Source organism: Sulfitobacter sp. OXR-159, assembly GCF_034377145.1.
Taxonomy (GTDB): domain Bacteria; phylum Pseudomonadota; class Alphaproteobacteria; order Rhodobacterales; family Rhodobacteraceae; genus Sulfitobacter.
Genome location: NZ_CP139708.1, coordinates 1 through 11,424 on the forward strand (window position 1 = coordinate 1; position 11,424 = coordinate 11,424).

Here is an 11,424-nt window from a genome sequence, read left to right on the forward strand (position 1 = left end):
GTGACGGACACTGTACACATCAATACACGGATCCGCCGTAATGCGGAAACGCTTTCCGAGGCGTTGGAAAGTCACATGTTGAAGGTCTTTGCGCCCGACGCGCGCAAGGAGTTACGCCGCTTTTCAGCCGGGGAAGCCGCTGAATTGCTTGGAATTTCAACCAGCTTCCTTCGCAAGCTCCATTTCGACAATAAGGTCGTCGATGTTCAGACAAGCCCGGGCGGGCGGCGGCATTACAGTGCTGAAGATCTGCTCTCGATCCGGCGCACGCTTGAGTCCACTGCCAAATCACGCGGTGCCTACCAGCGTGGGCGGCGTGATGGGGACAAACTGCAAGTATTGTCCTTTTTGAACTTCAAAGGCGGCAGCGGGAAGACGACGAGCGCAATCCATGCCGCGCAACGATTGGCCTTGAAGGGCTACCGTGTGCTCTGCGTCGATATTGACCCGCAAGCGTCTCTAACAACGCTTTTTGGCTATCGGCCAGAGTATGATTTCCTGAACTCGGGGACCATTTACGATGCCATCCAATATGACGATCCGGTCCCTTTGGCCGATGTCATTCAGAAAACATTCTTTACTGGCATTGATCTTGCTCCCGGAGGGTTGATGCTTCAGGAGTTTGAGCATGAGACACCCCAGGCTCTGCTGAACAACACCCAGCCAGCATTTTTCGCTCGGTTGGCGACCTCTTTGCAGGACGTAGAGCAGAATTACGACGTCGTTATCTTCGATTGCCCGCCGCAACTGGGGTACCTCACGATGTCGGCGCTTTGCGCATCGACGGGCGTGTTGATCACAGTGGTCCCGAACATGCTCGACGTCGCATCAATGTCGCAGTTCCTGCAGATGAGCGCGGACCTGCTTGACGTAGTCTCTAATGCAGGGGCGAGCATGGAATTTGATTTCCTGCGTTTCCTGATCAATCGGTACGAGCCGAATGACGGGCCGCAACAGCAGGTTCTATCCTTCCTGCGCCAGCTCTTTGACGAAGAAGTCATGGTCGCACCGATGCTGAAATCAACCGCGATTTCGGATGCCGGGCTGACCCATCAGACAATCTATGAGGTCGACCGGTCCCAATTTCACCGATCAACCTATGACCGGGCGGTGGATTCACTCAATCTTGTGAATGATGAGATCGAAAGCATGATCCAGAAAGCATGGGGGCGGTAATGGCACGTAAAGGCATTTTATCTTCTGCACCGGCGAATGTTGAGCAGCCAGAAAAGCCTAAATCCCCCGCGATAGAGCCTAATAAGAGCCGGGGTAAGGCCAATTTAATGCCGCGCGGCGCGGTGGGGGCGCTTCAGTCTTCGTTGAACCGGATGCAAGAAAACGCGGTTCAGGAATTGGACGGCAATCTTATCGACATGGCTGGTGTCGAAGACCGTTTAGGCACTGATACGCAGGCTCAAAAGCAGCTGCAAGAAAGCCTCAGAACCTACGGGCAGCAGGTTCCTGTGCTCGTTCGACCCCACCCCAAAACCCCCGGCCGGTTTGAAATTGTCTACGGGCGGCGGCGGCTTCAGGCACTGAAAGCGCTTGGGATGCCCGTGAAGGCAATGGTCCGCCAGTTGGACGATCATGCGCTGGTAATGGCGCAGGGGCAGGAGAATACCGCGCGACAGGATCTGTCGTTTATCGAAAAGGCGAGCTTTGCTGCTCAGTTAGATGTGGGCGGGCATGACCGGCAGACAATCGCAGACGCGCTGTCGATCGATCTGCCGATGGTCAGTCGCATGCTCAAGGTTGGTCATGCGTTTGAGCTACCTTTTTTGCGCCAGATCGGTTCTGCCCCGTCCATCGGCCGGGACCGCTGGATGGCTTTGGTCAAGCTTTTTGAGCAACCCGCAGCAAAAGCGCGGGCGGACAAACGGATGTCGCACGCCGACTGGGAAGGGTTCAATTCAGATGAACGGTTCGAGGCGATCTTTGCCGAAGCCTCAGCCCAGCCCGAGAAAGCTGCCGCCTCCCCTGCCCCATCGGCCAAGCCCCGCACCCTTCGGAGCCGTGATGGCAAAGCTTTGGCGGACATTCGCAGCGGCAAACGTGGTGTCACGGTGACCGTCCCTGCCCGCTCTGCCGAGGGGTTTGATACATGGCTCGATGCGCATGCAGAAGAGCTTTTGCAAGAGATTCACGACCGCTGGCAAAAGACGCGCGCGTGAGACATTGAGGAAGTAGCAACAGGAGGCACATCCAAGACCACAAAAGAAAAGCCCCCCAGGATAAATCCCGGAAGGCCCTTCTCAAACTTTGCACCTTCGAGATAGCCCCAAAGATTTATCGATGTCAACTCTACCCGATGGGATAGGGCCGGTATTTTGTTGTCTTTCGTGATTTTAGATGGAAAACACGTTCCGAACTGCGTTCGGGCGGCCGAAATCGGCTACCCAAGTGTCGTGCGAGGGGCCGGACAAATGGGCTTTGCTCGACCGGCTGACAACTGCGGCTGACTGTTTTGAATTGTCGCACCGCACCCTCACCGTATTAAAGGCGTTGCTCAGCTTTCTGCCGAGCCGTCATATTCCAGATGGCGCGGCAGGGATCGTATTTGCCTCGAATGCTCGGCTGTCCGAGCGGTTACACGGGATGCCAGAAAGCACGCTTCGACGGCATCTTGCCCAGCTTGTGCGTACTGGGCTTATTGCCCGGCACGATAGCCCCAATCGCAAACGCTTTGCACGAAACCGGGGCGGCGCGATTGCGCTGGCCTTTGGCTTTGACCTCTCCCCCCTTGTCGTTCAGTCAGACCTGATTGAGATCGCCGCTGAGGCAGCCGAAGTGCTACGTGAACGGCTGCAAGCGCTGAGGGACCGGGTGCTTGTTCTGAGGCACGCGCTGATCCGTCAGGGTGGTGCTGAAGGGGTGGCAGATGAGGCGGGGCGTGTTCTTCGACGTAAGCCGGATGAAGCGGCATTGACCCTGCTCGAGAATGCGTTACGTGAAGCGCTTGAGAGCACGGCCAGCATCGTTGATGAGGCCGAAGCAGAACCGGTTTCCCCTGCCCCATCTACAGACCAAATGATCGCCAGTGACGGCGAAAATGAGCGGCACATACAGGATTCAATTAAACCCTATTTTGACTCTGAACAGCAGACCGGTCCGAAAGTCGCTCTCCCTCACTCGGCTGACAACATTGACAGTGAAGGCAACGAGCCGAAGAAAGGGGTCACTTTGGCTGAGGTGGTCGCGGCTTGCAAAGAAGTTCAAAGTTTCTTCCCAGAAGCGATGCGCAATTGGAGCGATATTGTACGGATCGGAGATCAGATTGCCCCAATGCTGGGGATTGACCTGCCGGTCTTAAATGAGGCAAAACGGGACATGGGTGCGGAGAGCGCAGCGGTGACAGTCCTTTGTCTGTTAGAGAAAGCCGCGACCATCCGAAGCCCGGGCGCATATCTTCGCCGTTTGACCCAAATGGCCCGTGATGGCGCATTTTCCCTTAATCCCATGGTGGCGGCACTGGTAAATCAGCGCAATTGTCAGCTGACAATTTGAAAAACTTTGTTTTTACAGTGGGTTAGGTATATGTACGGCTGGCAATTTGGACCAGAAAACTGAATCGGTGGGATTTGTCGGGCAAAATACGCCCCCACACTTCACCCTTGAAGGCGCAGCGGCTAAATTGGCCTCAGTTTTCCGGGAAAGCCCATGACCTCCGTTCGCCTACGCCTGCTGATCCTCGCGCTAACACCGCTTATCGTGTTGATGCCGCTGCTACTGGTTTTGGGCATGTCGCGTTGGACGGCGGACTATGACGAAGTGCTCATCGCGAATGTCGAGAGCGAGTTGAGGATCGCCAACCAGTATCTCGCGCGGTTGTTGGCGCAGACCGGCAATGAACTGGATGCCGTCGCAGGCTCTGTCGAATTTGCCCGCGTGTTTGAGATGTCGCCAGCAGATCGCGCGGCCTTCTTTGCCAAGATACAGGATCGGCTGGGCTTGGATTTTCTGCGCTTCCTCCCCCTCGAAACAGCGGTCGATGAAGGCGAGGATTGGCCGGTGATCGCCCGCGCGGCGCGGGGGGCCAGCGGGGCGGAAATCGACGTGTTTAGCAATGCACGGCTGACAACTTTGAACGACGCGCTCGCGGTACGCGCGCAGGTGCCGGTGATCGACACGCCCGCCGCCGTGCCCACCAACCGGAAAGTCGAAGACCGCGGGATGGTGGTCCATGCGGCAAGCCCGGTGGCGCTGAACGGCAGGCAGGGCGTTTTGGTTGGCGGAATGCTTTTGAACCGAAACCTCGACTTCATCGATACGATCAACGATCTGGTCTATTTGAACGCGGTAACCGGCGGCGACCGGCAGGGGACCGCGACGCTGTTCCTCGATGATCTGCGCATCTCGACCAATGTGCGCCTGTTCGAGGATGTGCGCGCCCTTGGCACGCGCGTCTCGTCCGAAGTGCGGGAGGCCGTGTTGATCGAAGGGCGCACCTGGCTCGACCGGGCTTTTGTGGTGAACGATTGGTATATCTCTGGCTACCAGCCCATCACCGACAGTTTCGGGGAGCGGGTAGGGATGCTCTATGTCGGCTTTCTCGAGGCGCCCTTTGCGCAGGCGAAGCGCGAGGCGTTCTGGTGGATGCTGGCGGCATTCTTTGCCGTGCTGGCCCTCTCGGCGCCGGTGTTCCTGTGGCTGGCGCGGGGCATCTTTTCGCCGCTTGAACGGATGACAAAGGTCATGCATCGCGTCGGCAAGGGAGAGCTTTCGGCGCGGATCGGGCCGGTGCCCGCGCGGGATGAGATCGGCGCCGTGGCGCATCACCTAGATTGGTTGCTGGAGCAGGTTCAAGAACGCGACCGGCAGTTGCGCAGTTGGAATGATGAGCTGAACCAGCGCGTGGATCAGCGTACCGGTGAATTGCGCGAGGCGAATGAGAAGTTGGAGCAGACCTTCCGCCAGTTGGTGATGAGCGAAAAGCTCGCCTCCATCGGGGAAATCACCGCCGGGGTCGCCCATGAGATCAACAACCCGGTCGCGGTCATCATGGGCAATGTCGATGTCATCCGTGAGACTCTAGGCGAGGATGCCGCGCCCGTGGCCACGGAACTGGGGCTGATCGACAGACAACTGTCGCGGATCGAGGTGATCGTCGGCAAATTGCTGAAGTTCGCCGCGCCGTCTGAGTTTTCCGACTGTGAACATAATATCGCGCTACGGCCCTTGGTGCAGGATTGCCTCGTGCTCGTTGACCATCTGATCAGCCGGGGCGGGATTGAGGTGGATTGCGATTTTGAAGAGGTCCCGCCCGTGCGCGCGGACTCGGGCGAGATTCAGCAAGTCGTGGTGAACCTTGTGGTCAATGCCGTGCAGGCGATGCGGGGGGCAGGGCGGTTGGATCTGTATCTAAGGTCTGAGGAGCGCGACGCTTTGCCCGGTGTCGCGCTTTCTGTCCATGACAGTGGGCCGGGGGTGCCAGAGGCGTTGCTCGGCTCGCTGTTCGATCCCTTCTTTACCACGAAACCCGGAGAGGGGACGGGGCTGGGCCTGTCGATCTCTCAGACGCTGATCCAGCGCGCCGGGGGGATCATCACGGTGCGCAACCGGGACGAGGGAGGCGCGGCCTTTACCGTCTGGCTGCCGCAAGCGCCCGATGATGGAGGCCCCCCTGAACGCGCGCGGCGCGTTTAGGGGGGGCAGGGGGCTCTAGGCGGCCTTGCCGTCGAAGCCTTCCAGATAGGCCACGAGGATATCCAGCGCCGCCTGTAGGTCACTCTTGGAGACCATCTCCGTCACCGTGTGGATGTAGCGGGTGCCAACCACGATCCCCACGGCCCGCGCGCCAGCGGCGGCCTGCTGCGCCGCTGCACCGTCTTGGCCGCCGGCGGCGAGCATGGTGCGTTGAAAGGGGATTTTGCGGGCCTCGGCCAGCTTTTCGATGTCGCGCACCAAATCCACATCGGCGATGAAGCTGCTGTCACGCACGTGTAAGCCAAAGCCCTTCCCGAGGCGTGTGGTGGACAGATGCTCGGGCACGCCGGGCGTGTCGCAGGCCAGCGTCGTGTCGATGCCAAGACCGATGTCGGGCTGTACCTTATAGGCTGCCGTGCGCGCGCCGCGCAGTCCGACTTCCTCCTGACAGGTGAAGGCCACGTGAATTTCCGCCCCGCGCCCCTTGTCGGCCAACTTGCGGATCGCTTCGATCCCCAGCCAGCAAGCCACCCGGTTGTCGAGCGCCTTGGACACGAACTGATCGCCCATTTCGAGGAAGGGTTCATCCATCACCACGAAGTCACCGACCTTGACGATGTCCTTGGCCTTCTCGCCCAGTCCCAGATCGACGAAGAACTCCGACACTTCGGGAATTTTCTTGCGGTCTTCGGCAGAAGAGATGTGAATGGGTTTGCCGCCGGGGTTCATCACGCCTTTCAGATCGCCCTGATCGGTGCAGACCAACACTCGGCGCGAGAACAGGTTGCGCGGATCAAAGCCGCCTACGGGTTGAAGGTACAAAAACCCGTCTTTCGAGATATGGCTGACCAGAAAACCGATCTCATCCATGTGGCAGAGCAGCATGATCTTGGGCGCTTTGCCATCGCCCGCCGTCGCATCCCGGCGGCAGAGGAGAGATCCCATGGCGTCGGTCTCTACATGGTCGAACAGCCCCTCGATTTGCTGGGTGATCAGGTCACGCACGCGGTGCTCGCGCCCCGGCACGCCGGGGGTTTCGCAAAGGTCTTTGAGTAGGTCGATGTTCATGCTGGCCTCATCCTTGGTGATTTGGCCGCACTATCGCGCCGCGTTGGTCGAAGTGCAAACAGACGCGGCACGATGAGGCTGAAAGGGCAGGGGGCCTACATTTGCCCCGGTAGGAAAAGCACCAGCGCGGGGAAGATCAGCAGCAGGATCAGGCGCAGGATATCGACCAGCCAGAAGGGCGTGACGCCGCGAAAGATCGTCCCGGTCGAGACATCGCCAACCACGCCCTTAAGCACAAAGACGTTCAGACCCACGGGTGGGGTAATCAGGCTGATCTCTGTCACCACAACGACGATGATGCCGAACCACACCGGATCAAACCCAAGGCTGGTGACCAGTGGAAAGAAGATCGGCACCGTCAGCAGCAGCATCGACATGCTCTCGAAAATGCAACCAAGCGCGATGTAGATCAAAAGGATCAGCCCCATGACCACCCATGGGCCAAGGTCCAGCGCCGTGACGGTCGCAAGCAGCCCTTCGGGCAGGCCCGCGAGGTTCACGAAGTTTGAGAAAATCCACGCGCCGATCAGCACCGAGAAAAGCGAGGCGGAGGTAAGCGTGGTTTCCTCCAGCACCTCACGCAGTCCAGCCCAGCTGAGCCCGCCACGCGCCCAAGCGATCAGGAAAGCACCTGCAGCGCCCATGCCCGCCGCTTCGGTCGGGGAGAAGGCGAGGTGAATGGGCCAGAAATCAAGCACACCGTAGAGCCCGCCGATCACCAGCGCGAAGAGCGCCAGCACCGACCAGACGTGGTTAAGCGCGCGCAGCCGCTCACCCCATGTGGCGCGGGGGCCAGCGGGGCCTGCCTCGGGGTTCATGGCGACGGAAAAGCGGACCGCGCAGAGGTAGAGCAGGATGCCAAGCGCCCCGGGCACGATGCCCGCGATGAACAACGCGCCGATAGAGGTCTCGGTCAGCAGCCCATAGATCACAAGGATCACCGACGGCGGGATCAGGATGCCGAGCGTGCCGCCAGCGGCAATGGACGCGGTCGAAAGACTGTCAGCATAGCCGTATTTGCGCATCTCTGGCATGGCGACTTTGGACATGGTCGCCGCCGTGGCCAAGGATGAGCCACAGATCGCCGCAAAGCCCCCGCAAGCGACGATGGTGGCCATGGCCAAGCCGCCCCGGAAGTGGCCCAAAAAGGCGTTGGAGACTTGGTAAAGCTCGCGGCTGATGCCGCCTTTGTTGACGAAAAGTCCCATGAGGATGAAAAGCGGGATCACCGACAGCCCGTAGTCTTGGCTGGTGTCGATGATCAGCCGCGACACCATGGAGATCGACGCGTGGTAGCTGGTCTCATAGACCAGCCCGATCATCCCAACGAGGCCCATGGCAAAGGCAATCGGCAGGCGCAGCAAGACGAGGACGAAAACGGCGGCAAAGCCGATGGCAGATGCGATCATGTGGCAGGGTCCAGAAGTTGCGGCGCAAAGAGGCGCAAAAGCCCGCGCAGGATCAGCACAACGGCGGTGAGATAGGTCATCACCGCGATGAACATGCCGATGTAAAAGGTCGGAATTTCAAGGTATTCTGTCACGTCACCATAGCTCAGCGCGCGGTAGGCTAGGTCCACCACTCGCCCGGCTGGAAACCACAGCATCACCCCGCACCCCAGCGTCACCAGCCCGTCGCGCCAGCGTTGCAGCCCCCAATTTTCAAAGGGGCGGTCCAGCAGGTCAGCAGCGATATGCCCCTCGCGGCCCGACAGAACGGGCAGGGCAGAGAAAACGATCAAGGCGATGCCGATGCGGATCAGTTCCGTCGCGGCCTCAATGGGCGCGTTGAACACCGAGCGCATGATGACATCGGCAAAGGTCAGCACCATCAGCGCGAAAAGCGCGACAGAGGCCATCGTCATCGGCAGGGCCGAGAGGGCGGTGGTGAGGCGGATCAAAGAGCGCATGGCGGTTCCCTGGCTGGGGGCCGACCGCCTGTGCGACCGGCCCCTTTGGCGGTGGGGGTTACTGGCTAGCGTTGGCCATTTCCTCACGCATCATCTCATAGGCGGCCTGACCGTCTACCCCGGCTTCGTCGAGTTCGGCGATCACCTTGTCGCGCACCTTGGCGGCCATTTCGGCAAAGCGGGCCTGATCCTCTTCAGAGGCGGTGACGATCTTGTTGTCGCCTGCGGCCTCGGTGGCCTCACGCGCGTCCACGTCGCTCTGATCCCAGACGGCACCCATCATGCGGCTCGCCGTCTCGCCAAAAACTTCGCTGTCGAGCTTTTGCTGAACGTCTTCCGGCAGGCCATCAAAGGTCTCTTGGCTCATGATGACCGAGAAGGAGCCACGGTAAAAACCGCCGGGCATTTCATAGACGTTCTTGGCGACTTCGTTCAGCTTGAAGCTGATCCGCTCGCCCATGTTCATCGCTACCGCGTCAGCGGCACCGGAATCGAGGGTTTCGTAAACCTTGGGCGCGGGCACCTGAATGCCGACGAGGCCAAGCTCCGCCCCCACATCCGCCGAAACACCGCCACCAAGACGGGTTTTCAGCCCTTGGAGGTCTTCCAGCGAGGCGACTTCTTTGTTGGAGTGAATCTGCCCCGGACCGTGGGTCGTCAGCGCGATCACTTTCACGCCGCGGTGCTCGTCCAACTCGGCCAGCATCGCCTCATGGACGCGCCAATGGGCAACCGATGCGGCTTCGGCATTGCCCTCGTATCCGGGAATTTCCACCAGCTTGGTGCCGACGAAACGACCGGGCGTGTAGCCATGAAACAGGATCGCGATATCGGCGGCACCGTCCAGCAGCAGGTCCATCTGCGCGGGCGGCGGGGCAAGGCCGTTTTTCAACTCGGTCTCGATCAGCCCATCGCTGGCTTCCGACATCATGTCGGTCAATTGCGTGAACATGCCAGTGTTGACCGGGTGGCTTGGCGGCAGCCAAGTGGAAATGGTCAGCGTCTCGGCAGCAAATGCGCCGGTCGCGGTGCAGAGCGCAAGCGCACTCGTCGTGAGAAACTTGGTGAATTTGGTCATTTTGGGCTCCTCCCCATACCGTTCGATATGCCTTGGCGGGGTTCTCCCAAACCCGTGTCGCCAAGTATATGCTTTTTCATGTATTCACATTTACAGCACGATTGGAACCATTTTTTGCGCGCAGGGCAAGGGCTGCGATCAGCCGCGTTGATCCGCAGTGTCGTCCAAGGCGGCCAGCAAGGATTTCAGCGCTGGTTTCAATTGCGCGCCCTCATTGCCCTTGAGCATTTCCATCAAAGCGGCCTCATGACGGCGCGCTTGCGGCACCAGTTCGGCGGCCAGCGCCCGGCCCGCACCGGTCAGATAGACCCGCACCCGGCGGCCATCGGCGGGGTCACTGCGGCGGATCAGCAGGCCGCGTTCCTCCATTTGGGCGATGATCCGGGTGAGTCGTGATTGCTCGGCCAGCGCCTGCCGGGCCAGTTGCGTAATCATCGCGCCATCAGTGTCCGACAGACAGGCCAGCACGCGCCATTCCGGCACGCGCAGCCCCGCCTTGCGCACCTGCGCGTGGAACTGTGCGCTCGCCACATCGCTGGCCGCCGCCAACAAATAGAGCAGGTAATCGGAGACGAATCCCCCCTCCTGACCCGTGTCTTTGTCAGAGGTTGCGTCGGTCTTTTGCTGCGTCACACCTGTTAAGCCTTTGATGAAAAGAGGGCTCCTTGCGCCTCGGCACCTCTAAATGGCGGTCAAATTCGCGCTTGGCAAGAAAACCCTTGACCAAAACTATATGAAAAATCATATTGTTTACCACGGGAGGACACCACATGTCGAAGATCAACGCTATTGTGCGCGAGGTCACAGCGCTGACCGATCGCATCAGTGAGTTCCAGATCGCTGCCGCAGATGGCAGCGCGTTGCCGCAGTGGGAGGCGGGGGCCCATGTGCTTTTCGATCTGCCCGACGGCGACACCCGCGCCTATTCTCTAATCTCCTTCGACCCGATCCCCGAAGCCCCCGAAAGCTACCGCATCGCGGTCCAGCGTGAGCCTGAGGGCAAGGGCGGCTCAACCCATATGCACGGGCTGAAACCGGGGGCAGAGATCACCTGCGCCGCGCCAAAGAACGATTTTGCCCTGACCCCGGACGCGCCTGCTGTGCTGTTGGCCGGGGGGATTGGCATCACGCCGATGATCTCAATGGCGACGACGCTCAAGGCCGCTGGTCAGGCGTTTGCATTTCACTACTCTGGCCGCAGCGCGCCGCTCATGGCCTATCGCGATCCCCTTCGCGAGACCTTCGGCAATGCCTTGCATCTGCATTGTGACGACGATGACAGCGCGCTGGACCTTGATGCGGTGGTTGCCTCTACGAGTGCTGACGCGCACCTCTATGTCTGTGGCCCCAAGGGGCTGATCGACGCGACCAAGGCAAAAGCCGAAGCCGCAGGCATCGCCGCTGAGCGCATCCATTTCGAACTCTTCGACGCACCCCAAGAGCAGCAGGGCGACAGCGCCTTTGAGGTCGAGTTGGCCTCAAGCGGGGAAATCTTCACCATCCCGCCCGGCCAATCCATCATCGACGTGCTGGAGGCGGGCGGCGTCGACGTCATGTATGACTGCCAGCGCGGCGACTGCGGCATCTGCCAATGCGATGTGCTCAGTGGCGCCCCCGATCACCGCGACGTGGTGCTGTCCGAGGCCGAACGCGCGGCAGGCAATGTCATGCAAATCTGCGTTAGCCGCGCCAAGTCACCGCGCCTTGTACTCGACATCTGAGGGAG

Annotated in this window: 10 protein-coding genes; 5 read left to right on the plus strand and 5 right to left on the minus strand. The window is 60.0% G+C overall.

The genetic code is table 11. From position 1 onward, the window contains the following. From repA to T8A63_RS18000, 4 genes are all read left to right on the plus strand, one after another. The gene (repA, locus tag T8A63_RS17985; protein WP_067628715.1) at positions 1-1,176 is read left to right on the plus strand and encodes a plasmid partitioning protein RepA; all 1,176 of its coding nucleotides are present in this window, start codon (positions 1-3) and stop codon (positions 1,174-1,176) included. Next, the gene (gene repB / locus T8A63_RS17990) at positions 1,176-2,171 is read left to right on the plus strand and encodes a plasmid partitioning protein RepB (RefSeq protein ID WP_322345962.1); all 996 of its coding nucleotides are present in this window, start codon (positions 1,176-1,178) and stop codon (positions 2,169-2,171) included. Before repA ends, repB begins: the two co-directional genes overlap by 1 nt. Before the next feature lie 178 nt (positions 2,172-2,349). Beyond that, positions 2,350-3,504, plus strand: a complete 1,155-nt coding sequence (gene repC / locus T8A63_RS17995) for a plasmid replication protein RepC (protein WP_322345964.1) — start codon at positions 2,350-2,352, stop codon at positions 3,502-3,504. A 153-nt stretch (positions 3,505-3,657) separates the two neighbouring features. Further along, complete coding sequence (locus T8A63_RS18000; RefSeq protein WP_322345966.1) at positions 3,658-5,643, plus strand: cache domain-containing protein; 1,986 nt, start codon at positions 3,658-3,660, stop codon at positions 5,641-5,643. 15 nt (positions 5,644-5,658) lie between these two features. On the opposite strand, the gene T8A63_RS18005 is transcribed toward T8A63_RS18000, so the two are convergent. The 5 genes from T8A63_RS18005 to T8A63_RS18025 all read right to left on the minus strand — a co-directional run bounded on the left by T8A63_RS18005 (position 5,659) and on the right by T8A63_RS18025 (position 10,331). Continuing rightward, positions 5,659-6,711, minus strand: a complete 1,053-nt coding sequence (locus T8A63_RS18005) for a M42 family metallopeptidase (RefSeq protein WP_322345968.1) — start codon at positions 6,709-6,711, stop codon at positions 5,659-5,661. A gap of 95 nt (positions 6,712-6,806) precedes the next feature. After that, positions 6,807-8,120 (minus strand): TRAP transporter large permease, encoded by a 1,314-nt coding sequence (locus T8A63_RS18010; RefSeq protein ID WP_322345970.1) that lies wholly within the window; start codon positions 8,118-8,120, stop codon positions 6,807-6,809. Continuing rightward, positions 8,117-8,620, minus strand: coding sequence for a TRAP transporter small permease (locus T8A63_RS18015; RefSeq protein WP_067628726.1), 504 nt, complete (start codon positions 8,618-8,620; stop codon positions 8,117-8,119). The genes T8A63_RS18010 and T8A63_RS18015 overlap by 4 nt, the downstream gene beginning before the upstream one ends. Positions 8,621-8,678: 58 nt before the next feature. Next, complete coding sequence (locus tag T8A63_RS18020) at positions 8,679-9,698, minus strand: TRAP transporter substrate-binding protein (protein WP_322345972.1); 1,020 nt, start codon at positions 9,696-9,698, stop codon at positions 8,679-8,681. A gap of 138 nt (positions 9,699-9,836) precedes the next feature. Next, positions 9,837-10,331 (minus strand): MarR family winged helix-turn-helix transcriptional regulator, encoded by a 495-nt coding sequence (locus tag T8A63_RS18025; protein WP_067936449.1) that lies wholly within the window; start codon positions 10,329-10,331, stop codon positions 9,837-9,839. 137 nt (positions 10,332-10,468) lie between these two features. Between T8A63_RS18025 and T8A63_RS18030 the strand changes: the two genes are divergently transcribed. Then, positions 10,469-11,419 (plus strand): PDR/VanB family oxidoreductase, encoded by a 951-nt coding sequence (locus tag T8A63_RS18030; RefSeq protein ID WP_067936446.1) that lies wholly within the window; start codon positions 10,469-10,471, stop codon positions 11,417-11,419. The last annotated feature ends 5 nt before the right edge of the window (positions 11,420-11,424 follow it).

Excerpts from the sequence above, each read along its gene's own strand:
- repB (WP_322345962.1), top strand. The coding sequence starts at position 1,176 with ATGGCACGTAAAGGCATTTTATCTTCTGCACCGGCGAATGTTGAGCAG.
- repC (WP_322345964.1), top strand. The coding sequence starts at position 2,350 with ATGGAAAACACGTTCCGAACTGCGTTCGGGCGGCCGAAATCGGCTACC.
- T8A63_RS18000 (WP_322345966.1), top strand. The coding sequence starts at position 3,658 with ATGACCTCCGTTCGCCTACGCCTGCTGATCCTCGCGCTAACACCGCTT.
- T8A63_RS18005 (WP_322345968.1), bottom strand. The coding sequence starts at position 6,711 with ATGAACATCGACCTACTCAAAGACCTTTGCGAAACCCCCGGCGTGCCG.
- T8A63_RS18010 (WP_322345970.1), bottom strand. The coding sequence starts at position 8,120 with ATGATCGCATCTGCCATCGGCTTTGCCGCCGTTTTCGTCCTCGTCTTG.
- T8A63_RS18015 (WP_067628726.1), bottom strand. The coding sequence starts at position 8,620 with ATGCGCTCTTTGATCCGCCTCACCACCGCCCTCTCGGCCCTGCCGATG.
- T8A63_RS18020 (WP_322345972.1), bottom strand. The coding sequence starts at position 9,698 with ATGACCAAATTCACCAAGTTTCTCACGACGAGTGCGCTTGCGCTCTGC.
- T8A63_RS18030 (WP_067936446.1), top strand. The coding sequence starts at position 10,469 with ATGTCGAAGATCAACGCTATTGTGCGCGAGGTCACAGCGCTGACCGAT.